Annotated in this window: 22 protein-coding genes; 10 read left to right on the forward strand and 12 right to left on the reverse strand. The window is 70.7% G+C overall.

Annotated features, from left to right (window positions below):
- Positions 1–10 precede the first annotated feature (10 nt).
- The 4 genes from ACFU53_RS16840 to ACFU53_RS16855 form a co-directional block, all read right to left on the reverse strand.
- A complete protein-coding gene (locus ACFU53_RS16840; protein ID WP_383992091.1) occupies positions 11–574 on the reverse strand; it encodes a TadE family protein in 564 nt (187 codons plus the stop codon).
- Complete coding sequence (locus ACFU53_RS16845) at positions 571–2190, reverse strand: CpaE family protein (protein ID WP_383992094.1); 1620 nt, start codon at positions 2188–2190, stop codon at positions 571–573. The genes ACFU53_RS16840 and ACFU53_RS16845 overlap by 4 nt, the downstream gene beginning before the upstream one ends.
- A 223-nt stretch (positions 2191–2413) precedes the next feature.
- Positions 2414–3130: a Flp pilus assembly protein CpaB gene (gene cpaB, locus ACFU53_RS16850; protein ID WP_383992097.1), complete on the reverse strand. Its 717-nt coding sequence runs from the start codon at positions 3128–3130 to the stop codon at positions 2414–2416.
- Positions 3131–3218: 88 nt separating this feature from the next.
- Positions 3219–4130: a hypothetical protein gene (locus ACFU53_RS16855; protein WP_383992100.1), complete on the reverse strand. Its 912-nt coding sequence runs from the start codon at positions 4128–4130 to the stop codon at positions 3219–3221.
- A gap of 264 nt (positions 4131–4394) precedes the next feature.
- Between ACFU53_RS16855 and ACFU53_RS16860 the strand changes: the two genes are divergently transcribed.
- From ACFU53_RS16860 to ACFU53_RS16870, 3 genes are all read left to right on the forward strand, one after another.
- Complete coding sequence (locus ACFU53_RS16860; RefSeq protein ID WP_383992103.1) at positions 4395–6143, forward strand: chitinase; 1749 nt, start codon at positions 4395–4397, stop codon at positions 6141–6143.
- Between the two features lie 117 nt (positions 6144–6260).
- Positions 6261–6977: an RNA polymerase sigma factor gene (locus ACFU53_RS16865; RefSeq protein WP_383992106.1), complete on the forward strand. Its 717-nt coding sequence runs from the start codon at positions 6261–6263 to the stop codon at positions 6975–6977.
- Positions 6974–7978, forward strand: coding sequence for a CU044_5270 family protein (locus tag ACFU53_RS16870; RefSeq protein ID WP_383992109.1), 1005 nt, complete (start codon positions 6974–6976; stop codon positions 7976–7978). The genes ACFU53_RS16865 and ACFU53_RS16870 overlap by 4 nt, the downstream gene beginning before the upstream one ends.
- A gap of 116 nt (positions 7979–8094) precedes the next feature.
- Here ACFU53_RS16870 and ACFU53_RS16875 read toward each other — a convergent pair whose 3' ends face one another.
- Positions 8095–8607: a hypothetical protein gene (locus ACFU53_RS16875; protein ID WP_383992111.1), complete on the reverse strand. Its 513-nt coding sequence runs from the start codon at positions 8605–8607 to the stop codon at positions 8095–8097.
- 160 nt (positions 8608–8767) lie between these two features.
- Between ACFU53_RS16875 and ACFU53_RS16880 the strand changes: the two genes are divergently transcribed.
- Both ACFU53_RS16880 and ACFU53_RS16885 read left to right on the forward strand, forming a co-directional pair.
- Positions 8768–9277: a SigE family RNA polymerase sigma factor gene (locus tag ACFU53_RS16880; protein ID WP_383992114.1), complete on the forward strand. Its 510-nt coding sequence runs from the start codon at positions 8768–8770 to the stop codon at positions 9275–9277.
- Between the two features lie 68 nt (positions 9278–9345).
- Positions 9346–10683, forward strand: a complete 1338-nt coding sequence (locus ACFU53_RS16885; RefSeq protein WP_383992158.1) for a hypothetical protein — start codon at positions 9346–9348, stop codon at positions 10681–10683.
- A 25-nt stretch (positions 10684–10708) separates the two neighbouring features.
- On the opposite strand, the gene ACFU53_RS16890 is transcribed toward ACFU53_RS16885, so the two are convergent.
- Positions 10709–12031: an Nramp family divalent metal transporter gene (locus ACFU53_RS16890; RefSeq protein WP_383992117.1), complete on the reverse strand. Its 1323-nt coding sequence runs from the start codon at positions 12029–12031 to the stop codon at positions 10709–10711.
- A gap of 182 nt (positions 12032–12213) precedes the next feature.
- The gene (locus ACFU53_RS16895) at positions 12214–12615 is read right to left on the reverse strand and encodes an ATP-binding protein (RefSeq protein WP_383992161.1); all 402 of its coding nucleotides are present in this window, start codon (positions 12613–12615) and stop codon (positions 12214–12216) included.
- A 465-nt stretch (positions 12616–13080) separates the two neighbouring features.
- On the opposite strand from ACFU53_RS16895, the gene ACFU53_RS16900 reads away from it, so the two are divergent.
- A complete protein-coding gene (locus tag ACFU53_RS16900; protein ID WP_383992120.1) occupies positions 13081–14454 on the forward strand; it encodes a M14 family metallopeptidase in 1374 nt (457 codons plus the stop codon).
- A 69-nt stretch (positions 14455–14523) separates the two neighbouring features.
- Here the strand turns inward: ACFU53_RS16900 and ACFU53_RS16905 are convergent, their stop codons facing one another.
- From ACFU53_RS16905 to ACFU53_RS16920, 4 genes are all read right to left on the reverse strand, one after another.
- Positions 14524–15219 carry a hypothetical protein gene (locus ACFU53_RS16905; protein ID WP_383992123.1) on the reverse strand — a complete coding sequence of 232 codons (696 nt, stop codon included), beginning with the start codon at positions 15217–15219 and terminating at the stop codon, positions 14524–14526.
- A 376-nt stretch (positions 15220–15595) separates the two neighbouring features.
- Positions 15596–16015: a RidA family protein gene (locus tag ACFU53_RS16910; RefSeq protein ID WP_383992126.1), complete on the reverse strand. Its 420-nt coding sequence runs from the start codon at positions 16013–16015 to the stop codon at positions 15596–15598.
- On the reverse strand, positions 16012–16773 hold the full coding sequence (locus tag ACFU53_RS16915) for an IclR family transcriptional regulator (RefSeq protein ID WP_383992129.1): 762 nt from the start codon (positions 16771–16773) through the stop codon (positions 16012–16014). The genes ACFU53_RS16910 and ACFU53_RS16915 overlap by 4 nt, the downstream gene beginning before the upstream one ends.
- On the reverse strand, positions 16770–17870 hold the full coding sequence (locus tag ACFU53_RS16920; RefSeq protein WP_383992132.1) for a sugar kinase: 1101 nt from the start codon (positions 17868–17870) through the stop codon (positions 16770–16772). Before ACFU53_RS16920 ends, ACFU53_RS16915 begins: the two co-directional genes overlap by 4 nt.
- Positions 17871–18010: 140 nt before the next feature.
- On the opposite strand from ACFU53_RS16920, the gene ACFU53_RS16925 reads away from it, so the two are divergent.
- Together ACFU53_RS16925 and ACFU53_RS16930 are read left to right on the forward strand one after the other, a co-directional pair.
- Positions 18011–19300 (forward strand): amino acid deaminase, encoded by a 1290-nt coding sequence (locus tag ACFU53_RS16925; protein WP_383992135.1) that lies wholly within the window; start codon positions 18011–18013, stop codon positions 19298–19300.
- A 77-nt stretch (positions 19301–19377) separates the two neighbouring features.
- Positions 19378–21003, forward strand: a complete 1626-nt coding sequence (locus ACFU53_RS16930; protein WP_383992137.1) for an amidohydrolase family protein — start codon at positions 19378–19380, stop codon at positions 21001–21003.
- Between the two features lie 94 nt (positions 21004–21097).
- Here the strand turns inward: ACFU53_RS16930 and ACFU53_RS16935 are convergent, their stop codons facing one another.
- Positions 21098–22006 (reverse strand): serine protease, encoded by a 909-nt coding sequence (locus ACFU53_RS16935; RefSeq protein ID WP_383992140.1) that lies wholly within the window; start codon positions 22004–22006, stop codon positions 21098–21100.
- Positions 22007–22238: 232 nt separating this feature from the next.
- Here ACFU53_RS16935 and ACFU53_RS16940 point away from each other — a divergent pair, with 232 nt between their 5' ends.
- Together ACFU53_RS16940 and ACFU53_RS16945 are read left to right on the forward strand one after the other, a co-directional pair.
- Positions 22239–23450 (forward strand): pyridoxal phosphate-dependent aminotransferase, encoded by a 1212-nt coding sequence (locus tag ACFU53_RS16940; protein ID WP_383992143.1) that lies wholly within the window; start codon positions 22239–22241, stop codon positions 23448–23450.
- Positions 23451–23588: 138 nt separating this feature from the next.
- Positions 23589–23990, forward strand: coding sequence for a hypothetical protein (locus ACFU53_RS16945; RefSeq protein WP_383992146.1), 402 nt, complete (start codon positions 23589–23591; stop codon positions 23988–23990).
- The last annotated feature ends 89 nt before the right edge of the window (positions 23991–24079 follow it).

Genomic DNA, 24079 nt, shown 5'->3' on the forward strand with positions numbered 1-24079 from the left:
GATGGGTCGGTCAGGGGTCGAGGTCGTTGGGCATGGTGGCGGTGCGTTCCACGGCGACCGGGTCGAAGAGGGGGAGCACCGAGGGGACCGTGACGACGACCGTGGCGGTGGTGGTGTCCGTGCCCGGGACCACCTCGGGACTCGGGTCCAGCCACGCGCTCGCCGCGGCCACGCCTGCGGCCTGGCCCGTGCCGGCCTCCAGCGACTCGGCGCGCGCGGCGGCCCGCGCCGCCGAACCCGCCTGGCTGATGCCGTAGCCCACGAGGCCCAGCTGGATCGCCGCCATGCCGACGAGGAGAAGGATCGGGAGGAAGCCGGCGAACTCCAGGATGGAGGCGCCTCGGTCGTTCCAGCGGTGGCGGGGTGGCTTTACCGCCGTGGGGGTCGGTGCGCCCTGGGTCCGGTGGGTGGGTCGGGGGCGCGCCGGGGGGTATCCGTCCCTGGTCAGGCGCGGAATGGGTCGCCTGAGAAGTCGAACCTGTCGGCCGGTCCACCGTACGGGGTGCGCGTCGCCGTTGTGGGTGGTGAGGGCTGTCTCGGCGTGACGTGGGCGGGAAGGGCTGGGCGGGGTCATTGCGGGTCCCCCTCCAACGCCGCCCCCGCCTCGCCGTTGACCGTCCAGCCGGCGTCGAAGCCCGGGAAGAAGAGGGGGACGTTGGCCTGGACCTCGGCTCGCATGATGGTGCCTGCGGGGGCGCAGTCGATGGAGGTGTCGTCCCAGGCGCTCGGGAGGTTCTGGGTGCCGGCGGCTTCGCAGGCGCCGGCGACGTCGCCGTCGACCGCGTAGGCGGCGGTGGCGGCGCGGGCGGCCTCATCGGCGGCGTTGCCGGCGAGGGAGTAGGTGTAGCCGTAGAGGGCGGCCTGCCAGAGGATGGCCATGGTGATCAGGATCAGGGGGAACATTCCGGCGAATTCGAGGGTCGCCGAACCCCGGTCGCCGCCCTTGCGTCGGAGGGCGAGGGCGCCACGGTCGCCGGACGTCCTGCGGCGTCGGCCGCCGCCGTGCCCGTTCTCCGGCGCGGCCACGAGTTCCAGTTCCCCGGCCAGCGCCCACAGCGCCTGTTTGACGACCGAGCGGGCGTCGAGGTCCTGGAGGCGGCCCGCGTCGACGACTGACTGGAGTTCCTTGAAGGCGGCGGGGACGGCGGCGCGGGCCACCTTCGTGCCGGTGACCTTCTCGACCAGCGACGGCTGGATCTCCGTACCGCGCGACAGCCGGTTGACGACCGTCAGTGTCTCCTCGGCCTTGCGGATCTGGAGGCGGTCCCAGAGGCGGACCATACGTTTGGCGGCGCGGACCGCCACCACGTCCGGGGTGACCAGGAGGAGGGCGTGGTCGGCCATCTCGACGGCCGCCGCTGTGGCCGCGTTCATCTGCGAACCACAGTCGACGATCACCACGTCGTGCCGTGAGCGGAGCGTGGCCACCACCTGACGGGCCACCCGGTCCGTCACCTCCTCGCCGCGCTCCCCCTCGGCGGGGGCGAGGAGGAGGGAGATGCCGGTGTCGTGGGCGTAGACCGCCTCCTGCAGGACGCGGGGGTTGATGTCCGTGATGCCGGCCAGGTCGGCGACCGAGCGGCGGAACTGCACGTCCAGGTACGAGGCCACGTCCCCCGACTGCAGGTCGAGGTCGAGGAGGGCCACCGTACGGCCGGACGCGCGGGCCGCGAGGGCGAGTTGGACGGCGGTCACCGTGGCGCCGACTCCGCCCTTGGCTCCGCTGACCGTGACGACGGTGCCGCCGGGGCCCACGTACAGCTCCGGCGTGGGGCTGCCGAGGTGGCGGCGCATGCCGGCCGACCAGGCGGCGGCGGCCTGGACGCGTTCGGCGAGGGCCTCGTAGGAGAGGGGGAGGTTGACGATGCCGCGGGCGCCGGAGTCCATGGCGGCGGTGAGGACGCCGGTGCTCGTGTCGGAGGTGACAAGGACGACGCCGACCGCCGGGAAGCGCAGGACGAGATCGCGGACCAGGTCCAACGCCGGTACCGGGCCGATCCGTTCGTGGACGAGCACCACCTCCGGCAGCTCGTCCAGCGACTCGGCGGCCTGCCGCGCGAGGGTGTCGAGCAGGGCGGTGGAGTCGGAGACGTGCGGCGCCGGTTCGGTGTCGGCCAGCTGGCTGAGCAGGGTGGTGAGGGCCCGGGCCGAGTCGATGTCCCCGGCGACGGGGAGGATGCGGATGGTCATCGGCGGATCCCCGTTCCGGTCGCGGACGTGTGGGGCTCGGCCGCCTCACACCAGCAGGGTTCACTGGGCACCCGCGGCCCACTCGCCGCCCACGGCACCCTCATTCGCCGTACCCCCCTCAGCATGCCCACCCTCGGCACGTCCACCCGCAGCGGCATTCGACGCACTCCCGTTCGAGGCATCCTCGTACGGACGTTCCGGACCGACCTCATCACGGGGCCTCCTACTTGTCCTCGTCGAGGGTGTACGAACGGTCGTCCGGTACGACGACGGTGGCCTCGCCGCCCCCGACGAGGGCGAGACGGACGTGCTCGGCGAACGACTCGGCGAACGCGACGCGCTGGGCGTCGGCGGTGTCGAGCGCGAACGTGATCGGGACGGCCTCGGTCGCCGTGCGCCGGCGGTCGCTGCTGGACTGGCCGGATTCGAGGGGGGTCAGCTTGCCGACGTCGATGACGCGGGCGTCGGCGACCATCAGCTTGGACGTGTCCTTGCCGGAGTCGCTGTCCTTCTCCTCGAACGTGGCGTAGATGTTGACCAGCGACCCCGGGTTGATCTTCCCCGCCACACCGGTGGACGCGTCGATCAGGATCGCGATCTCCTGCTGCCCGGACTCGAGTTCGGGCCGGTCGACGATCATGTCGGACTGGAGCAGGGAGCCCTTGCGCAGCTGGGTGACGGCGATCTTCCCGCGGATCTCCGACAGATCGGTGACCGCTGTGCCGGACAGCCACCGCTCCGGCATCGTGATCCTCTCGAACTGGCCCGCCGACAGCTCCTTGTAGGGTGCGATGTCGCCCTTCAGCCGATATGCCGTCACCTCGGGCCCGACCTTCGCGTTCACGTCACGGATCACCGAGAGCACCCCGGCGAAGGCGGCCAGGGCGCACAGGGCCGAGAGGACCAGCAGGATGACGCCGCGGCGCTGGCGCGAGTTCACTACATCTCACCTCGTGGGGACGTGCCGGGCACTTGAGCGGACCTGCTCTTTCTGCTGCCGCGCGGGCTGTGGAGTTGTCGTACGGCAGTCATGTGGCCCCTCGGGGAAGGGCCGCCCGGACCGGGCCGGCGGTGGGTTCCGGTTCCCGTAACGGGGCCGCGCAGAACCCGCAGCGGTCTCCGATGAGTTCGAGGCCGCACCAGTGGCACGTCTCGCGGCGTACGGACGACACGAGCTGGTAGAGCACGGAGACGTCGGAGAGGCCGGCGGCGAACTCGACGAGCTTGCCCGTCCCCCACCAGCGCGTGGACCCCTCGGGCAGCGGCACCGGCAGGGACCCCTGCACCTGCCAGGCCGTTGCGAGCGTCGCGGTGACCCAGTCGGACGGCGGCTGCGGCCCCTGCGCGACGAGCAGCCGGGTACCGAACTCGGGCCCCGCGAGGGGTTCCGGGTCGGCGGCGTGAAGGCGCACGAGCTGGGGCCGCGGGTTGGCCAGTACGGCGAACTGGGCGCCCGGCACCCACGACTTGGCGTGCGACTTCAGCGTGACCGGGACCCGGTCGAGCTTGGCGACGGAGCCGAGGAGGGCGCCGGCGTAGATGTAGTGGGCGAGGAGGCGGACCGAGGAGGCGAGCACGCCGGGGCTGAAGTCGCACACGGACAGCTGCCGCAGCTGCTGGGCGAGCAGGGCGAGGCCGAGCGGTGGCAGGTCCACGCCGAGCAGGGCGATGCGGTCGCTCTCCAGTACGGAACGGACGGTGTGCAGCCGCCGGGTGGCGGCCGACTCGTCGGAGGCCGAGTGGAGGACGATGACATAGCCGTGCTGCTCGATGAGCGCGTGCATGCCGAACAGGGAGGCTTCGAGGGTCTCCTGCGGCTGTACGACTGCGGGCGGGGTCTGCCGGTCGTGCGGTGGGAGCACCAGATCGGAACTGGTGACGGCTATCGCGGTCGGCACGCTGCACACCACCCCGTTCACTTCGGCGGAGTGGTCGACCACCGCCTCAGACGGCCCCTGTGAGGAGTGACGTCTCCCTCGACGTCCCTCCTGCATCGTCTTGCATCAGCACCATATCCACGGCATGCCCCGATCAACACCGAATCCCCTTGATCAACTCACGGAAGGTGCGGCCGTATCCACACAGAGTGAGACGCATATGCCTCAACTCGACAGGCGCGCAGGGGTGTTGGGACACCCGTACGGGTGAACGGGTCTCGCGCGGGAGTATTGACAACTTGATTGGTCTGGACCAGCGTACCGGGCATGCTCAGACACAGAAAACGCATACAAACGCGGACGAAAGCGCAAGGGCGTATACGGGGACGGACACGGCTCCGGTCGGGAGCCGTCGCCACCGCCGTCGCCACCGCCCTCGCCCTCGGTCTCTCTCTCGCCGGCGCCGGACAGGCGTCCGCCGCGGACATCAACAACGCCAAGAACGCCGGATTCGAGTCGGGGCTCAGCGACTGGAACTGTTCGGCGGGCAGCGGCGCCACCGTCTCCTCCCCGGTGCACGGCGGCGCGGCCGCGCTGCGGGCGACCCCGGCCGGGCAGGACAACGCCCGCTGCACCCAGGCCGTGGCGGTCAGACCCAACTCGACGTACACGCTCAGCGCCTGGGTGCGGGGCGGGTACGCGTACCTGGGCGCGACCGGCACCGGCACGACCGACGTTTCGACGTGGACGCCGGACTCGACGGCCTGGAAGCAGCTGTCGACCACCTTCACCACAGGCGCCTCGACGACCTCGGTGACCGTCTACACGCACGGCTGGTACGGGCAGGCCGCGTACTACGCGGACGACGTGACCCTCTTCGGCCCCGACGGCGGTGGTGGCGGCGACCAGCCGCCCACGATCCCGTCCGCCCCGGCCGGTGTGACGGTGTCGGGCTCGACCTCCGCGTCGGTGTCCCTGGCCTGGAACCCGGTCTCGGGCGCCACGGGCTACCACGTCTACCGGGGCGGCACGAGGGTCCAGACGGTCACCGGCACTTCGGCGACGGTCACGGGGCTCGCGGCCTCCACCTCGTACACCTTCCAGATCACGGCGACGAACGCGGCGGGCGAGTCGGCCCGTTCGGCGACGGTGACGGGTACGACGACGGCGACGCCCGGCGGCGGCACCGGTCTCCCCAAGCACGCGGTGACCGGTTACTGGCAGAACTTCAACAACGGGGCGACGGTCCAGAAGCTCTCCGACGTCCAGTCGCAGTACGACATCATCGCCGTCGCCTTCGCGGACGCCACCGCCACACCGGGCGCGGTGACCTTCACCCTCGACTCGGCGGGCCTCGGCGGCTACACCGTCGACCAGTTCAAGGCGGACGTCCGGGCCAAGCAGGCGGCCGGCAAGAAGGTCGTCGTGTCGGTCGGCGGTGAGCGCGGCACGGTGGCGGTGAACGACACGGCCTCCGCGACGAACTTCGCGAACTCGGTGTACTCCCTGATGCAGACGTACGGCTTCGACGGCGTCGACATCGACCTGGAGAACGGGCTCGACGCGACGTACATGACGCAGGCGTTGCGGTCGTTGTCGTCGAAGGCGGGCTCGTCGCTGATCATCACGATGGCGCCGCAGACCATCGACATGCAGTCGACGTCGAACGCGTACTTCCGGACCGCCCTGAACATCAAGGACATCCTGACCGTCGTCAACATGCAGTACTACAACAGCGGTTCCATGCTGGGCTGCGACGGCAAGGTCTACAGCCAGGGGTCGGTGGACTTCCTCACCGCCCTCGCCTGCATCCAGCTGGAGGGCGGCCTCGCCCCGTCCCAGGTGGGGCTGGGTCTGCCGGCCTCGACGCGGGGCGCGGGCAGCGGGTACGTCTCGCCGAGCGTCGTGAACAACGCCCTCGACTGTCTGACCCTCGCCACGAACTGCGGTTCCTTCAAGCCGCCGCGGACGTACCCCGACCTGCGGGGCGCGATGACCTGGTCGACCAACTGGGACGCCACGGCGGGCAACGCGTGGTCGAACGCGGTGGGGCCGCACGTGCACGGGTTGCCGTAGGCGACGAGGGGTGACTGCGCCCGGCCGGGCGCGAGCCCCCGGCTGTGGCGCAGGTCACCGGAACCTCTCCCACCTCACGGAGAGACATGGGAGTGAGGTGGGAGAGGTGCATACGAGATGAGTGACCCCGAAAGGGCGCGGGCGCGGATACGGGCCGGGGACCGGGAGGCCTTCGCGGAGGTCTACGACGCGTACGCGCGGGCCGTCTACAACCACGCCTACCGGCTGACCGGCGACTGGTCGACGGCCGAGGAGGTGATGGCGGACACCTTCCTCGACGCGTGGCGCACCCGGGAGCAACTGGAGCCGGACGGTGGCTCGTTGAAGCCGTGGCTGCTGGGCATGGCGACCAACAAGGCCCGCAACGTCAACCGCGGGCTCGGCCGCCGCCTGGCTTTCCTGGCCCGCCGCCCCGCCCCGGACCCGGTGGCCGACTTCGCCGACGAGACCGCCGGGCGCCTCGACGACGCGCGGCGGCTCGCCGCCGTACGCCAGGTGTACGGCCGGCTGCGGCGCGGGGAGCGGGAGGTGCTGGCACTGTGCGTGTGGTCCGGCCTCGGCTACGGGCAGGCGGCCGAGGCGCTGGGCGTCCCGGTGGGGACCGTACGGTCGCGGCTCTCGCGGGCGAGGGCGAGGCTCAGCCGCCTCACGGACGAGCGCCTGCGCGAGCGGCGGGCGGAGAGCCGTACAGACGGCAGGGCAGAGAGCCGTGCGAACGGTGGGGCGGAAACCCGCGCAAAACATAGGGAACCGGGGCGTCGTCGCGGAGAGATAGAGAGCGAGGCCGCGTTCGCGGCCCTTCCGCTCAAGGAGATTCAGGAGGGATCCCGATGAACGAGGAGCTGGCCCGACTGCTGCCGCCCCCGCCCGAACGGGACGTTCCGCCTGGTCGCCTCGCCCACCACAAGGACCGTTTGATGCGACTCATCGACGACGACCGAGCCACGGTTCCCGCTGCTCCCACCCCCGCGGCCGCCCGTCCGCGCCCCAGGCTGCCGCGCCCCGCGCTGTGGCTGCCCGCCGCGGCGCTGACGCTGGCCGGGGCACTGACCATCGGCCTCGTCACGACCACGGACTCCGGCTACGGCCGGCGGCAGTCCGACGGCGAGAGCGCCGTCGTCCTGCTCGACCGCATCGCCGATGTCGCCGCGAGGACGGAGGTCGAGCCGGTCCGCGACGACCAGTTGGTCTACGTCAAGAGCCTGACGGCCGGAGCGGAGGCCGTGGAGGACGGCCCGTACAAGCCCGGAGAACTGCACCAGCGAGAGGTGTGGGTGTCACAGGAGCCCGGCCCGGTCGAGCAGTTGGCCCTGCACTATGAGGACGGCGACTACTCCCCGCTCAGGGAACTGCTGCCGCCGGGTTCGCCGGGCGTCTCCGCCGGCATCGACCGCCCCACGTACAAGTGGCTGGCCTCACTGCCCACCGACCCCGACGAACTGCTCGCCGAGCTCTACCGTCTGACCAGGACGTGGGAGGGCCAGGAGCAGGCCCAGGCCGTCTTCGACAAGATCGGCGAACTGCTGGGCGAGACGGTCATGCCACCGAAGACCACCGCCGCGCTCTACGAAGCCGCCGCGAAGATCCCCGGGGTGACCCGTATCGACGACGCGGTCGATCCCGCCGGCCGGCACGGCGTCGGCATCCGCCGCGTCGACGAACGCGCTTCGTGGGCCACCGAGTGGGTCTTCGACCGGGACACCCTCACGTATCTCGGCGAACGCAGCTACCTGACGGCGGACGGCGCGATGGGCGCCAAGGGCACGATCCTCGGCGAGACCGCCGTGCTGAAGCGAGCCGTCGTGGACAAGTACCGCGAGCGGCCGGTGTCGTAGACCGGCGCACGCATGTCTGATCGCGGGGAGGGCGGGGTGACAGGGCGGCGCCGCAGCCTCGGGAGACTTGCGGCCTTCAGAAGATGGCCGTCACGGCGTCGTCACGCAGTCCGCCCTCATCCCATCGGGCGGTAGTAGCCGAGCACCTGAGCCAGGTGCGCGAACCACTGGTGGAGGCGTTCCCGGGGCTTGGCCTCCACCGTGCACTCGAAGAAGCTGCCGTCGAGGTGGATCACGGCGACCATGAGGGCCTTGCCGTTTCCGCTCGCCTTGTAGTGGACGCTGCGGATCTCCGGCCAGGGGAAGTCGACCGAGATGCCGTGGTCCTCGAAGGCGACGCCGTTGATGTCGATGACAACGGAGTTGTGGCGGTCGACGGCCAGGAACTCCGGGCCCTGGGCCGGAGCGGCGCCCACCGCTCCCGGGGCCGCCTGCGGCTGGGCGTACGGGTGGGGAGGCGGTGCCGGCTGCCCGTACGGCGGCTGCGGCGGTTGCGCGTACGGCTGGCCGGGAGGCGGGGTCTGGGGCGCGTACGGCGGGGGCGGGGGACCGAAGCCCGGCTGGCCGCCCGGCGGCGTCCACGGCTGTGGCGGTGGTGGCGGCTGGTGGCCCTGCTCCGGCTGGTCCATGGCTGTTCGTCCCTCTGCCCCGTGGGTGTGACTCGTACCGCACCGTATCCCTCCCCCGCCGATGAAACATTCCCCGGGGGCCACCGCATCAAAGAAGTGAGAGGCGATGACGCGAAGAAGCGGCGACGGCCCACGCGAGCTCGTTCAGGGGGAGTCAGAGATGCGACAAGTCCGCGCGGACGGATACCAGGAGTTCGCGGCGGCGCGCGCCGGGCATCTGTACCGGTCCGCGTGTCTGCTCACCGGCGGGGACACGCATCTCGCCGAGGACCTCGTGCAGGAGACGCTGGGCCGGTTGTACGTGAAGTGGGGGCGGGTGCGGCGGGCGGAGAACCCGGCCGGGTACGCGCAGACCGTGCTGACCAGGACCTTCCTCGCCCATCAGCGGCGGCGCAGCAGCAAGGAACGGGCCACGGACGTGATCCCGGACGTGCCCGCCGCACCCGGCACCGACTCCTCCCTGCGGCTCACCCTCGTCGAGGCGCTGGCCCAACTGCCGCCCAAGGACCGGGCGGTGGTCGTGCTGCGCTACTGGGAGGACCGGTCCATCGAGGAGACCGCCGCGGCGATGAACGCCAGTTCCGCGGCGGTGCGCACCCGATGCGTCCGCGCCCTCGCCCGACTGCGTGTCCTCCTCGGGGACGCCATCGGTGAGTACGTCACCCCCTGAGCGCCCGCAGGACGCCTGACAGAACGCACATGCACAGTCACACCCACTCGCAGAAACGGCGGTTCGTCATGCCCCTTGACCAGCACGAAGACCCCTTCGAGGGCAGGCTCGGCGACGCCCTGCGCCGGGCCGGCGACGCCTTCGAGACCGATGGGCACGCCATGGTCGGCGGCGGCGCCGTCCGCGGCCGGCGGCTGCTGTTCCGGCGGCGGGCGGCGATGCTGGGCGGGGTCGCCGGGATCGCGCTCGTCGGAGTGGGCGGGGCGGTCCTGCTGCCCGGGATCGGGGACGGGGGCGGAAGCGGGAAGCAGTCCGTGGCGACGGATCGGTCCGGCGAGCCGTCGGTCAGGGACGACGACGGCGAGATGACCGGCGCCGAGCTCATCCAGCGACTCAAGGACATGCTGCCGAAGGGGAAGTTCAGCGGGGAGTCGGCGCGCGGCACGGGCGCGAGCCTGGGACCGTACGCGCAGGTCGTGTACGACGACGGCAAGGGTGCGGCGGCCGTACAGCTCGGGCTGGGGCGGGTCGAGGCGGGCAGTGAGCACGCCCGGCAGCTGACCGAGTGCCCGGACAAGGCGTTCGTCGAGTTCGACGCCTGCGCGGAGACCGTCCTGCAGGACGGTTCGCGGCTGATGCTCTTCCAGGGGTACGAGTACCCGGACCGCCGCGAGGAGACCAGGCACTGGTACGCGCAGCTGGTCACCGCCGACGGGTACGACATCAGCGTCATGGAGTGGAACGCCCCGGCGCAGAAGGGCTCGCCCGTCAGCCGTGAGGAGCCTCCCCTGACCACCGCCCAGTTGAAGGACATCGCCCTGGACTCGGGCTGGCGCGGGGCCATCGACGCCATTCCGGAGGACAAGGGGGACGAGGGGGACGAGGGGGACGAGGGGGACGAGGGGGACGAGGGGGACGAGGGAGAGAAGGAGGCCTCGTCGACGGAGCGGCCCGAGGCCGGCTCCGCCCAGCCCCCGGTGGTGGACGGCGCCACCATCCAGAAGACCCTCGCCGGCCTCCTCCCCGACGGCGCCCACGGCGTCGACGAGGGCAGCCAGGAGTCGGACTTCGCGTACGTCGTCCTCGACGACGGCAAGGGGCACAGCCTGGTGCAGATCAATGTGCAGCCGGGAATGGCGGACGTCGCGGACTCGTTGTTCGGCGCCGACGCCGAGACCCTGCCCGACGGCACGAAGGTCGCCACGCGGCAGGGGCCCGGCGAGAAGGGCGGCGCGGGGGTTGTCATGTGGACCGTGGACACGATCCGCACCGACGGGCTGCGGGTCGTGATCAGCGCCTTCAACTCCGGCGCACAGCACACGGCCGCGACCCGCGAGACCCCCGCGCTCACCATGGCTCAGCTGAAGGAGATCGCCACCAGCGAGAAGTGGAAGACGCTCGGCTAGCCGCGCCCGCCCCACCCCGCCCGGGTCAGAAGAAGTCCGCCCACGGCTGGTCCCAGATCTGTTTCACGGCCAGGACGAGGAAGAGCAGGCCGGCGATCACCAGCATCCCGTTGCTGAGGATGCCGTTGCGCCATTCCCGGGGTGTGCGGGAGGAGTTGAGGAGCCAGAGGAGGGTGGCGGCGAGGAAGGGGAGAAAGGCCGCGCCGAGGACGCCGTAGAGGATGATCAGGCGGAACGGCTGGCCCTGGAAGAGCAGGACGATGGGCGGGAAGGTCAGCCAGAGCAGGTACGCGCGGAACGGCCAGGACTTCTCGTGGCGGCCGGAGGCGACCTCCTCGCCCGTCACCTCGCCCTTCCGGCGGAAGCGCGCCACGAAGTCCGCGAACATCAGGCTCACGCCGTGCCAGACGCCGATGAGGGACGTGTACGAGGTGGCGAAGAAGCCGATCAGGAAGAACTTGGCGGTGGCCGTGCCGTACTCGTCGGCCAGGATGTCGCCGAGCTGGATCAGGCCCTTGTCGCCGCTGGCGATGGCCACGTTCGCGTTGTGCAGCAGTTCGGCGCCGACGAAGAGCATCGCGATCACGAAGATGCCGGTCGTGATGTACGCGACCCGGTTGTCGAGGCGCATGATCTTCATCCAGCCGGTGTTCGTCCAGCCCTTGGCGTTGACCCAGTAGCCGTACGCGGCCAGCGTGATCGTGCCGCCGACGCCGCCGACCAGGCCGAGGGTGTTGAGGATCGAGTCCTTCTCGTCGGGCAGGACGGGGAGGAGGCCGGCGAAGGCGTCCGGGAGGTTCGGGGTGACCCTGATCGCCAGGTAGACCGTCACGACGAACATGACGCCCACGAGGACCGTCATGACCTTCTCGAAGACCTCGTACTTGTTGAACCAGACGAAGACCAGACCGCTCAGGCCGCACAGGACGGCCCACCATTTCAGGTCCATGACGTCCGGGAACAGCGCCTGGAGGGGCAGGGCGCTGGAGGACATCGCGGCCGCGCCGTACACGAAGCCCCAGATCACGACGTACACGACGAAGAACCACGTCGTCCAGCGGCCGAGGCTCGCCCAGCCGTCGAAGAGGGTGCGGCCGGTGGACAGGTGCCAGCGGCCGGCCGCCTCGGCGAGGGAGATCTTGACGAGACAGCCGAGGACGGCCGCCCACAGCAGGGTGTAGCCGAAGTTGCTGCCCGCGATCAGGGTCGCGACGAGGTCGCCGGCGCCGACACCGGTCGCGGCGACGACGATGCCGGGGCCGATGTACTTCCAACTGGATTTACGGGGTGGGGGGTTGCTGTCGGATGTTGCCGGGGTGTCAGTGGGGTTTCCCGTGGTGTCCGCCATGAGGGTCAAGAAACCCCAAAGGCTCCGAGCAGACAAGAGGGCGTGCCCGGCGCCCCGTCAAGGGGCGCGGGGCTGTATCGACGTGCGGCTCCGCCGCGGGGCGCGACCAGCCACGACGGCGCCGCGGACGGACGGCGACCTCGACGGACGGTGCCGCCGAAGCCACCCAACCCGGCGGAGCGCTACGGCCGACCACAGCCGTCCGACCCGCATGTGCCGAGCTCGAACCACACGGTCTTGCCCGGCCCGTCCTGGTGGCAGCCCCAGCGCCCGGCCAGTGCATCCACCAGGAACATCCCTCTGCCACTTTCCGATATCCCCGTCGCCCGGCGCACCCGGGGCGGGCGGCCGTCCGAGTCCGACACCTCGCAGCGCAGTACGCCGTGCGAGGCCGACAGGGTCAGCTTCAGTCGGCTCTCCGCGTGCACCAGCGCGTTGGTGACCAGCTCGCTCACCAACAGCTCCGCCGTGTCGGTCTGTTCGAGCAGTCCCCATCCCTCCAACTGCCTGCGCACCTGCGCGCGGGCCTGTGCGGCGGCGGTGGGACGAGGGTCGTACTCGACGCTCAAGTGGCCCGCGCCCATGGGTGGTTGGGGGTACGAGGCGAAATGGGGGCCGGAATCCGGAAGGAGACCCCCGGAGAGTTGCAGCATGCTTCCAGGGTTGCCGCCGCGCGTACGCGGCACACGGGGAGGAATACCCGTTTCCGGTCGTGCATATACCTGTTTCCCGCCCGAGTACGTCCGTAATTAGGGGCGTACGAGTCTGATGTACCCGTACGCGGTCGTGTGCGGCTTACGCGTTCCCGGCCGTTTCCCGCCCCGTCACGGCCTGTTCCCGTCGGTTCCGGCCACGCGGGCCCCGCACCCGCCACCCCCACTCTTGACCTGGTCATGCCAGACCCGCACCATGAGCGCCACACCCGCACCAGGGCCTGCCGGGCACCCCACGGTCATCGGCCAGGCCCGAGGCACGTCGCAAGGATCCACCCCCCGCTCCACTCCCCACTTCCGGAGACCCCGGAATTCCTGGAGAAAATAGGAGACTTCATGCGACTCCGCATACGCGGCAGGTCGGCGACGCCCGGCGGCACGGGCAGGAGATCAGGCCGCCGCACCGCCGCCCTCGCCACCCTGCTGGCGCTGGCCCTCGCCGCCCCGGTCGCCGCGACGACCACGGACGCGACCGCGACCAGCGCCGAGCGGCCCAAGGCCTCGGCGGACGACATCCGCCAGTACGAGGTCCACATGCACTCGGACAGCAAGTCCCGCACGGCGCTGCAGCAGGCCGGCGTGACCGTGGACGACGCCGACGACCACTCGGTGTTCGTCTCCGGGCGCGCGGACCAGATCAAGAAGCTGAAGCAGCAGGGCTACGAGGTCACGCCGCTCGGTGCGGCGCCGGACCGGTCGAACGGCGAGGACGACGTACGGCTCTTCGACTTCCCGTCCGCCGACTCCCGCTATCACAACTACGCGGAGATGACGAACGAGATCAACTCCGTGGTCTCGGCGAACAGTTCGATCGCCAGTCAGCGGGTCATCGGCACGACGTACCAGGGCCGGAACATCGTCGCCATCAAGATCAGCGACAACGTCGGCACGGACGAGGCCGAGCCCGAGGTGCTGTTCACCCACCACCAGCACGCCCGTGAGCACCTCACCGTGGAGATGGCGCTCTATCTGCTCAACGAGCTGACCTCCGACTACGGGACCGACTCCCGCGTCACGAACATGGTGAACAACCGCGAGATCTGGATCATCCCGGACATCAACCCGGACGGCGGCGAGTACGACGTCGCCACCGGCTCGTACCGCTCGTGGCGCAAGAACCGGCAGCCCAACAGCGGTTCGTCGGCCGTCGGCACCGACCTCAACCGCAACTGGAACTACCGCTGGGGCTGCTGCGGCGGCTCGTCCGGGTCGGCGTCCTCGGACACCTACCGGGGTACGGCCGCCGAGTCGGCGCCCGAGGTGAAGGTCGTCGCGAACTTCGTGCGCAGCCGGGTCGTCGGCGGGGTCCAGCAGATCAGGACCGGTATCGACTTCCACACGTACAGCGAGCTGGTGCTGTGGCCGTTCGGGTACACGACCGCCGACACGACGACGGGGATGACGGCGGACGACCGCAACGCGTTCGCGACGGTCGGCGGGAAGATGGCCGCGAGCAACGGGTACACGCCCGAGCAGTCCAGTGACCTCTACATCACGGACGGGTCGATCGACGACTGGCTGTGGGGCAACCAGAAGATCTTCGGGTACACGTTCGAGATGTATCCGGGGTCGGCCGGGGGCGGCGGGTTCTACCCGCCCGACGAGGTCATCGCCCGGGAGACCGCGCGGAACCGGGACGCGGTGTTGCAGTTGCTGGAGAACTCGGACTGCATGTATCGGTCGATCGGCAAGGAAGCGACGTACTGCTAGCCGTGGGGTAGTTCTGTGAGTGGGGAACTGCGGGCCGGTCGTGGCTGGTCGCGCAGTTCCCCACGCCCCTTACGGGGCGCTCTCCTCGGCCTCTTCGTCCTTCTTGTCGTCGGAGCCGTCGTCGAAGTACGCGTCCAGGACCTCGTCGATCTGCTTATCCCAGGCCGCGTGCTCGGACTTGGCCTTGGCCTCGATCTCGATGGGGTACCAGCGGCGGTCGGGGGTGTGGACCGTGACCGTGAAACGCTTGCCGAAGCGGGGGGACTCCGTCTCGATCGCGCCGATCTCGTCCCAGCCGAACTCGCACTCCTGGTCGTCCAGGCGTAGCCGCACGCCACGGCTGTCGGCGGTGATCTTCGCGCGGCGGTCTGAGGCCTCGAAGACGGGACCGTCTGTCGGGTCCTCGGCTGCGTCTGCGTCTTTGGCCGTGCCCGGGTCCGCGTCCGAGGCCGAGTCCGAGGCCGCTTCCGCGTCGTCGTCTTCGTCGTCTTCGGCGTCGTCCTCGGAGTCCGTCTCGTCGTCGGCCGAGATCTCCTCGGCGGGCGCCTTGTCGAGGGACGGCTTCGACGCCTTCTCGGCGGCAGCCGGCTCGTCCCGCTCCGGGGCAGCCTCGTCCGGCTCGACGGGCTCCGTCGGCTTGATGTCCTCCGGCTCCTCCTGCTTCTCCTTCTTCACGGACACCGGTGCCGTGAGTCCGGGGATGTGCGACGGGTCGACCGCGGCGGCGGCCAGGGGCTGGTTGTTCGAACCGATGCGCTGCTCCACAGCGGGCAGTATGGTCGACGACCCTGTGCCGGGGACAGTCGGGCCAGGCATATGTCCGTATCTGAGTTTCACGACCGTGCCCCTGGCGCCCTGCTCCATACGGACACGTCTATACGAACAGGTTCAGTACGGTCGCCATCGCGAAGCCCGCGAGGGACAGGACGGTCTCCAGGAGGTCCAGGTCTTGAAAGTGTCATGTTCGCTGTTGGGACATGAGGGTCCTCTGGGTGGGGGTGCGGGGATTTCGGGCAGGGGGATCGCCGTGCTGGGTGCGGGGATTGTGGGGGGGTTGATGACTGCCGAGCGCCGGTCGCGTGTGGTTGCGCGCGGAGTTCCCCGCGCCCCTGAAGGACCAGGGGCGGCGCGGGTCGCGTTGTCAGGCGTCCAGGACCGCCAGCGCGTCGATCTCGATCAGCAGGCCTGCCGGGAGGCCGACGTAGACCGTCGTGCGGGCGGCCGGGGCTGCGGTGAGGTGCTGTTCGAAGTACTCGTTGTAGATCGCGTTCATCTCGGCGAAGTGGTCCACGTCGGTCAGGTAGACGCGGATCATCATCGCGTCGTCCCAGGTGGCGCCGCCCTCTTCCAGGATCGCCTTGACGTTGGCGAGGGTCTGGAGGGTCTGTTCGCGGAGGGTGGGGCCGGCGGGGGTGGGGGGCCGGCCCTCGACGGCGGGGAGGAAGCCGACCTGGCCGGCGACCTGGAGGATGTTGCCCTTCCTGACGCCGTGGGAGAACTTGGCGGGCGGGGCGGTGTGGGTCGGGGGGGTGAGGGCGATCTTGTCGGTCTTGTCGGTCATACGGTGTCCTTCGCTGGGGTTCTGCCGGAGTATTCGCCGCTGATCGCGTCCGCGGTGCGGCGGACCAGCGGGAGCAGGGTGAGGAGTTCGTCGGCGGTGACGACGACGTTGGGCGCGGAGACCGACATCGCGGCGACGACCCGGCCGTCGGTGCCGCGGATGGGCGCGGCGACGCAGTTGATGGACTCCTCGTGGCCGCCGAGGTCGGTGGCCCAGCCCTGTTCGCGGACCCGCGCCAACTCCTTGAGGAAGGCGGGGGCGTTGGGCGTCGAACGGGGCGTGTACAGGGGGTAGTCGAGCTTCTCCGCGAGGACGCGGCGCTCGGCTTCGGGAAGGTCGGCGAGGCACAGCTTGGCGACGGCGGCGACCGTGATGGCGACCGGTTTGCCGATCCGGGAGTACATGCGGACCGGGTAGCGGCTCTCCACCTTGTCGATGTAGAGGACCTCGTTCTCCTCGTAGACGGCGAGGTGGACGGTGTGGCCGCAGTGTTCGTTGAGGCGTACGAGGTGGGGGTGGGCGATCTCGCGGATGTCGAGGTTCTCCACGGCCTCCTGGGCGAGGGCGAAGAGGCGGGCGCCGAGGCGGTAGCGCTGGTCGGACTGGCGGTAGACGAGGCCGTGTTCGTGGAGGGTCCGCAGCAGACGCAGGGCCGTGGACTTGTGGACGCCCAGGCGGTCGGCGACCCGGCCGAGGTCGGCGGGGCCCTCGGCGAGCAGCGGCAGGATGCTCAGCGCGCGGTCGACGGTCTGGCTCATGGGGTGCGTACCTCCTCCTCGGCCCGGGACGCGGTCTGCGTCGTCCGCGCGGTCTGGGTCGTCCAGCCGGGGCCGAGTCGCAGTCTCCCCCACGCGTCGTCGTCCAAGGCCGCCAGACGATCCGCGAGGTCGCGCGGCGGCGGCGCGGCGAGGTCGCCGGGGACGGTGAGGGCGGCGGCGGCCATGAGGTGACCGTGCCGGAGCCCGGCACGGTCGGGCAGGCCGCGCAGGGTGGCGGAGAGGAAGCCGGCGGCGAAGGCGTCACCGGCACCTATGGTCGCGACGACCTCGGCATCCAGGGCGGGGACGAAGGCCTCCTGGTCGACGGAGCCGTCCTCGGCCCGACGGAACAGCGTCGCTCCGCGCGCCCCCTGCTTCACCACCAGCACGTCCGGCTCCGACAGCAGTTCGCTGATCGCCGTCGGTCCGCCCGTGACACCCCAGGCCTCCTCCGCCTCGTCCTCGCCGACGAACACGATGTCGGCACCGCGCGCCAGTTCGAGCAGTACACGCGGGCCGTCGGTGTCCCGCCACAGGCCCGGCCGGTGGTTCACGTCGAAGGAGACCAGGGGGCCGCCCGAGCGGGGGGCCGTCAGCTCGCGGAGCAGCCCCAGGCAGTCGTCGGACAGGGCCGCCGTGATCCCGGAGAGGTGCAGTACGCGTCCGGCGCGCACCGCCGCCAGGTCCACGGTCTCCGCCGACATCGCCGAGGCGGCCGAACCGGCCCGGTAGTAGGCGACCTCGTGCGCGTCCGTGGCCCGGTCCCCCGCCGTACGGAAGTAGACGCCCGTCGGACGCGCCGGATCCCGCCCGACGGACGTCACGTCGACGCCGTGTCCGCCGATCGTCTCGACCAGGTGGTCCCCGAACCCGTCGGCTCCCACCCGGCTCACCCACCGGACCGCGTGCCCGTCCGCCGCCAGCGCGCACGCGACGTTGGACTCCGCGCCGCCGATGGCCCGGTCGAAGGAGGGGACGTCGGCGAGGCGTCCGGGGCGGGTGGGCAGGAAGGTGACCATGGACTCTCCGAGCGCGACTACGTCGACGACGTCGATGTCGGGAGCGGCGTCGGGGGAACGGAGTCCGTCGGCGGTCACGATGGTGGAGGCTCCTCGTCGCGTCGGCTGGGGCGGGGTCGGCACCGTTGACCCGGCGCTGGCTGGGATGTTAGACAGCGGTAAACGACATACGCAATGAACGTTGCACAGATTGCAACGCACCTCGCAGGGAGGATCCCATGGGTGTCGAGAGTGTCGAAGCGCTGGCCCGGCTGGCCGCGGAACGCGTCGACCACCGCTTCAAGGGCCTCCCTCCGGACGCCGACGGCCTCACCGTGGCCGAGCTGGCCGACCGGCGCCTGAACCTGTTCACCGGCGGTTTCACCACCCCCGTGCTCGCCCTGTCCGCCGAGCGCCTGGAACACAACCTGGCACTGATGGAGACCTACTCCGCCCGCCACGGCCTCGTCTTCGCCCCGCACGGCAAGACGTCCATGGCGCCGCAGCTGTTCTGGCGGCAGATCGAGCGCGGCGCGTGGGGCATCACCCTCGCCGTGCCCCATCAGGTGCGGGTGGCTAGGGAGTTCGGTATCGAGCGGATCTTCCTCGCCAACGAGGTCGTCGACCCGGCGGCCCTGCGCTGGATCGCCGCCGAGCTGGCGGCCGACCCGTCCTTCCGGTTCGTCTGTTACGTCGACTCCGTGCGCGGTGTCGAACTGATGGACGCGGCGCTACGGGATTCCGGGCGCCCTGCCCGCCGCGTGGACGTCGTCGTGGAGCTGGGCGCGGGCGAGGGCGCGCGTACCGGGGTCCGTACGGAGGCGGAGTGCGCGGCGGTCGCGGACGCGGTGGCCGGGACCGGGACGCTGCGGCTGGTGGGGGTCGCCGGGTACGAGGGCGAGGTGCCGCGGGCCGACCCGGAGCGGGTGGGGGCGTGGCTGCGCCGGCTCACCGCGCTGGCCGTCGACTTCGACAAGGCGGGGCGGTTCGCCGGGCTGGACGAGATCGTGGTCAGCGCGGGCGGCAGCGCGTGGTTCGACGCGGTGGCCGAGGTGTTCGCCGAGCTCCCCGAACTGTCCGTGCCCGTACTGAAGTTGCTGCGGTCGGGCGCGTACGTCTCGCACGATGTCGGCCACTACCGCCGGGTGACCCCCTTCAACCGCGTACCCGAGGAGGGCACCCTGGAGCCCGCCTTCCGGCTCTGGGCCCAGATCGTCTCCCGCCCCTCCCCCGGCCAGGCCTTCGCCAACGCGGGCAAGCGCGACGCCGCGTACGACCTGGATCTGCCGTCGGTGGAGGTGGTGCGGGACGCAGGCACGGGTGCGGTCCGCGACGCCGCCGGGGTCACGGTGACAGGGCTGTCCGACCAGCACGCGTGGCTGCGTACGGAGGCGGAGGCCGCGCTGGAGGTCGGCGACTGGGTGGGACTGGGGCTGTCGCATCCGTGCACGTCGTTCGACAAGTGGAAGCTGATTCCGGTGGTGGAGGCGGACGGCACGGTGACGGACTACGTCCGGACGTTCTTCTGAGCACGCCGGCGACCGTCCGGTCCCGGCACAGTCCTGAAAACCGTCCGATCCCGGTACAGCCCCGAAAGGTGACGCACATGGACCTGGTCTTCCGTGACGCCGACGTCGTGGACGGTTCCGGCGGCCCCTCCTACCGCGCCGACGTGGTCGTGGCGGACGGCAGGATCACGTCGATCGTCAAGGAGGCGGCCGCGGCGGGCTGCCAGCGACCGAGGGCCCAGCGGGAGCTGGACGCCGAGGGCCTGGTCCTGGCCCCCGGTTTCATCGACATGCACGCCCACAGCGACCTCGCGCTCCTGCGGGACCCCGAGCACATCGCGAAGGCGGCGCAGGGGGTGACCCTGGAGGTCATCGGCCAGGACGGGCTGTCGTACGCGCCGGTCGACGACCGCACCCTCGAAGGGGTCCGCCGCGCGATCACCGGCTGGAACGGCTACGGCGAGGACATCGACTTCACCTGGCGCTCGGTCGGCGAGTACCTGGACCGCCTCGACCACGGCTTCGACGGCGAGGGCATCGCTCTGAACGCGGCGTACCTCGTCCCGCAGGGGACGGTGCGGATGCTCGCCGTGGGCTGGGAGGACCGGGAGGCGACACCCGAAGAGCTGGACCGTATGCGGGAGTCGGTGGCGGCCGGGCTGCGGGCGGGCGCGGTCGGCATGTCGTCGGGGCTCACCTACACCCCCGGTATGTACGCCAAGGACGCCGAACTCACCGAGCTGTGCCGGGTGGTGGCGGAGTACGGCGGCTACTACTGCCCGCACCACCGCTCGTACGGGGCGGGCGCGCTCCAGGCGTACGCGGAGATGGTCGCCCTGACGCGGGAAGCCGGCTGCGCCCTCCATCTGGCCCACGCCACCATGAACTTCGGGGTGAACAAGGGCCGGGCTCCGGAGCTGCTCACCCTCCTGGACGACGCGCTCGCGTCCGGTGCGGACATCACGCTCGACACGTACCCGTACACCCCCGGCTGCACGACCCTCGTGGCGATGCTGCCGAGCTGGGCGAGCGAGGGCGGTCCGGAGGCGATCCTCGCGCGGCTGGAGGACGACGACACTGCCGAACGCGTCCGGCATCACATGGAGGTCGTCGGCGCCGACGGCTGTCACGGCGTGCCCATCGAGTGGGACACCATCGAGATCTCGGGCGTCACCGGCCCGGCGCTGTCGTCGTACGTGGGCCGGACCATCGCGCGGTCGGCCGAGGCGCTCGGCGAGGAGCCCTGGGTGACCGCCCGCCGGCTGCTCGTCGAGGACCGGCTCGGTTCGACGATCCTCCAGCACGTCGGCCACGAGGAGAACGTGCGGACGATCATGCGCCACCGCGTGCACACCGGCGGCTCCGACGGCATCCTGCGCGGCGACAAGCCGCACCCGCGCGCGTACGGGACGTTCCCCCACTATCTCGGCCGGTACGTGAGGGAGTTGGGCGTGCTCTCCCTGGAGGAGTGCGTCGCCCACCTCACCTCACGCCCCGCCGCGCGGCTCCGCCTCGCGGACCGGGGACTCGTCCGCGAGGGGTACCGCGCCGACCTCGTCCTCTTCGACCCGGCGACCGTGGCCGCCGGATCGACGTACGAGGCACCGCGCACCCTGCCCACCGGCATCCCGTACGTCCTCGTCGACGGCCGTTTCGTCATCGAGGACGGCCGGCGGACGGACGTACTGGCGGGCCGGGCGATCCGGAGGACTGCGGCCCGGTAAGGGGCGCGGGGAACCGCGCGAGAAGCCCCACCGGGCCCGCAGGCGAAGAACCACCATCGGCACCCCGGCAGTTTCGGCGCCCCCGAGCGGAGCGCTACGGCTTGGGAAGTATGCAGCCGCCTGCGGAGAGGTCGAGCTTGTTGTCCACGCCGAAGCAGGCGGGGACATGCCAGGTCTGCTGGGCGTAGTTGATGCCCTGGCGGACGGTCACGGTGCCGTTCGCGTCGACCTCGCAGGGGTTGTTGTCGGTGCAGCGACCGCCGTCCTCGTTGCCCGTGTTGTTGACGCCGACGACCTTGCCGGTGGCGTTGTTGAGGACCGGGGAGCCCGAGGTGCCGCCGATGGTCTGGCAGGCGGAGGTGTAACGGATGGAGTCCTTCCAGGTCCAGTTCCCCTCCTTCAGGCGGTACGCGTACCCGTCGACGGCGCAGCTGTAGGTCCGCTTCCAGTACCCGGAGACGACGGTGATGGCGGTGCCGACGGTCGGGCGGGCGGTGTCGTAGACGAGGGCGTCGATGCCGTACGTGCTCTTGATCTGCGCGTACGTGGTGGTGAGCTGGTACACCGCCATGTCCGTGTCGGTCATCGTGCCGTACGCGATCTTGTTGGCGCGCAGGGTGCCGACGCGGGTGCCGGCGGAGTTGAGCAGGCCGAAGGTGCGGGTGGAGGCCTGGTCGACGATGACCTCACCGGCGTCCGGGAAGCCGCTCTCCAGACAGTGGCCGTTGGTCATCACCAGCGCCGGGTCGTTGTCCTCGGAGTCGGGCATCCGGACGACGGAGCCGGAACAGTTGCTGAGCGAGACGGTGCCGGCGAAGTTGACGGCCTGTACCGCCGGGGCCGGGGCCGCGAGGTCGGCCACGGTCTTGTTCGCCGTCTCGACGAGCGTCCCGACCGCCGTCTTCACGGGCGCCGCCGCGGGCTCAGGCGCCGCGACCGCCGGTGCCGCGCCCGCCCCGGTGATCACCAGGGCGAACAGCGAGGCAACGAGAGGCTTTCTCATGTGGGGGTCCCCTCTTGCTACGTGGGTGACAGAAGATCTTCCGGCCACCGCAGTTTGTCATGCGCATTGTGAAGGCGATGTGCAGGACGAGCAAGGAGTTGGTTCCGGCCGCGCGATCTTCGGCCAGGGGGCTAGAGATCGGGGGACGGAGGGGCAATTCGGGTTATAGGGGTCGCCCCACGTGGCGGAAAACACGACCCGGAACGCGTTACCGGGCCGTAAGCTCACGGACATGCAGGTGATCCAGTCGACGAAGCTCGCCAACGTCTGTTACGAGATCCGGGGCCCGGTGCTCGAGGAGGCGATGCGGCTCGAGGCGGCCGGGCATCGCATCCTGAAGCTGAACACGGGCAATCCGGCGGCGTTCGGCTTCGAGTGCCCGCCCGAGATCCTGGAGGACATCCTCCGCAACGTGTCGTCGGCCCATGGCTACGGCGACGCGAAGGGCCTGCTCGCGGCGCGCCGCGCGGTAGTCATGCACAACCAGACCCTCGGCATCGAGACGGACGTCGAGCACGTCTTCATCGGCAACGGCGTCTCCGAGCTGATCGTGATGGCCATGCAGGGCCTGCTCGACGACGGCGACGAGGTCCTCGTACCGTCCCCGGACTACCCGCTGTGGACGGCGGCCGTCTCGCTGTCCGGCGGCACGGCCGTGCACTACCGCTGCGACGAGCAGTCCGACTGGATGCCGGACCTCGCGGACGTCGAGCGGAAGGTCACCGACCGCACCAAGGCGATCGTCATCATCAACCCGAACAACCCGACGGGCGCGGTGTACGACGAGGCGATGCTGCGCGGCCTGACGGACATCGCGCGCCGCCACAACCTCCTCGTCTGCTCGGACGAGATCTACGACAAGATCCTCTACGACGGCGCCACGCACACGCCGACCGCCAAGGTCGCCCCGGACCTGCTCACCCTCACCTTCAACGGCATGTCGAAGGCGTACCGGGTGGCCGGCTACCGGGTGGGCTGGGTGGCGATCTCCGGGCCGCGCGCGCACGCCGACTCCTACATCGAGGGCCTGACGATCCTCGCGAACATGCGGCTGTGCGCGAACATGCCGGGGCAGCACGGGGTGGTCGCCGCGCTCAGCGGGCGCCAGACGATCAACGACCTGGTGCTGCCGGGCGGGCGGCTCAAGGAGCAGCGGGACCTCGCGTACGAGCTGCTCACCCAGATCCCGGGCGTCTCGTGCGTGAAGCCGAAGGGCGCGCTGTATCTCTTCCCCCGCCTCGACCCGAACGTCTTCAAGATCAAGGACGACCGCCGGATGGTCCTCGACCTGCTCCGGCAGGAGAAGATCATGGTCGTCCAGGGCACCGGGTTCAACTGGGCCGAGCCCGACCACTTCCGGGTGGTCACCCTGCCGACGGTGGGTGACCTGCGGTCCGCGATCACCCGGATCGGGAACTTCCTGGACGGGTACGGGCAGGCATAACAGCGCCAGGCAGGGGTGGCGGCGCCAGGCAGGCGTGGCGGCGCGAGCCGAGTGTGGCGAACCGGGACTTTCGGACCTCGCTCAACTTTAGACGAAATCTAAGGTAGAGTGGTCGTCCGAGAGCTTGGAGGCCATCCCATGTACGAGCCGATCCGCACCAAGTCGGTCCACACGATGGCCGGCACGACCTCCTCCGACTTCCCTCACCGTTCGCGTGAGGAAGAGCTGGACATCCAGCTCGCGGGTCATCTGGCGGCACTGCTGGCAGCGACCGACGAGCTCCGCGCACTGGCCCCCTCCGACGACCTCGACGTGGCCGCGGAGGCGCTGGCCGCGCAGGTCACCCGGCTGCGGGGTGGACGTCCGCCGGTGCGCTCCGCCTCCGGCGGGGGCGTGGGGGACGTCACCGCGCTCCATCTTCGCGCCCACGCGCTCGCGGGGCGGGCGCTCGTCGTCGCGGCGTCCCGGGCGGACACGGCGTCCGCGATCCTGGCGGCGGAGCGGATGGATGCGCACGCCGGCGTGCCGCTGAGCGCCTGATAGCTCGGGGGCGACTGCGATCGGGCGACTGCGGGTGGTTGGCGGTTGCTCGCGCAGTTCCCCGCGCCCCTGAAAAGCAGGGGCCGTTG

This window comes from Streptomyces sp. NPDC057474, from assembly GCF_042802555.1.
Taxonomy (GTDB): domain Bacteria; phylum Actinomycetota; class Actinomycetes; order Streptomycetales; family Streptomycetaceae; genus Streptomyces.

What these genes read in the sequence shown, in the direction of transcription:
- ACFU53_RS16900 (WP_383992120.1), top strand. Translation starts at nt 13,081, where the DNA reads ATGCGACTCCGCATACGCGGCAGGTCGGCGACGCCCGGCGGCACGGGC.
- ACFU53_RS16865 (WP_383992106.1), top strand. Translation starts at nt 6,261, where the DNA reads ATGAGTGACCCCGAAAGGGCGCGGGCGCGGATACGGGCCGGGGACCGG.
- ACFU53_RS16875 (WP_383992111.1), bottom strand. Translation starts at nt 8,607, where the DNA reads ATGGACCAGCCGGAGCAGGGCCACCAGCCGCCACCACCGCCACAGCCG.
- ACFU53_RS16895 (WP_383992161.1), bottom strand. Translation starts at nt 12,615, where the DNA reads ATGGGCGCGGGCCACTTGAGCGTCGAGTACGACCCTCGTCCCACCGCC.
- ACFU53_RS16915 (WP_383992129.1), bottom strand. Translation starts at nt 16,773, where the DNA reads ATGAGCCAGACCGTCGACCGCGCGCTGAGCATCCTGCCGCTGCTCGCC.
- ACFU53_RS16925 (WP_383992135.1), top strand. Translation starts at nt 18,011, where the DNA reads ATGGGTGTCGAGAGTGTCGAAGCGCTGGCCCGGCTGGCCGCGGAACGC.
- ACFU53_RS16945 (WP_383992146.1), top strand. Translation starts at nt 23,589, where the DNA reads ATGTACGAGCCGATCCGCACCAAGTCGGTCCACACGATGGCCGGCACG.
- ACFU53_RS16885 (WP_383992158.1), top strand. Translation starts at nt 9,346, where the DNA reads ATGCCCCTTGACCAGCACGAAGACCCCTTCGAGGGCAGGCTCGGCGAC.
- ACFU53_RS16860 (WP_383992103.1), top strand. Translation starts at nt 4,395, where the DNA reads ATGCTCAGACACAGAAAACGCATACAAACGCGGACGAAAGCGCAAGGG.
- ACFU53_RS16940 (WP_383992143.1), top strand. Translation starts at nt 22,239, where the DNA reads ATGCAGGTGATCCAGTCGACGAAGCTCGCCAACGTCTGTTACGAGATC.
- ACFU53_RS16890 (WP_383992117.1), bottom strand. Translation starts at nt 12,031, where the DNA reads ATGGCGGACACCACGGGAAACCCCACTGACACCCCGGCAACATCCGAC.
- ACFU53_RS16935 (WP_383992140.1), bottom strand. Translation starts at nt 22,006, where the DNA reads ATGAGAAAGCCTCTCGTTGCCTCGCTGTTCGCCCTGGTGATCACCGGG.
- ACFU53_RS16930 (WP_383992137.1), top strand. Translation starts at nt 19,378, where the DNA reads ATGGACCTGGTCTTCCGTGACGCCGACGTCGTGGACGGTTCCGGCGGC.
- ACFU53_RS16880 (WP_383992114.1), top strand. Translation starts at nt 8,768, where the DNA reads ATGCGACAAGTCCGCGCGGACGGATACCAGGAGTTCGCGGCGGCGCGC.
- ACFU53_RS16845 (WP_383992094.1), bottom strand. Translation starts at nt 2,190, where the DNA reads ATGACCATCCGCATCCTCCCCGTCGCCGGGGACATCGACTCGGCCCGG.
- ACFU53_RS16870 (WP_383992109.1), top strand. Translation starts at nt 6,974, where the DNA reads ATGAACGAGGAGCTGGCCCGACTGCTGCCGCCCCCGCCCGAACGGGAC.
- ACFU53_RS16840 (WP_383992091.1), bottom strand. Translation starts at nt 574, where the DNA reads ATGACCCCGCCCAGCCCTTCCCGCCCACGTCACGCCGAGACAGCCCTC.
- ACFU53_RS16910 (WP_383992126.1), bottom strand. Translation starts at nt 16,015, where the DNA reads ATGACCGACAAGACCGACAAGATCGCCCTCACCCCCCCGACCCACACC.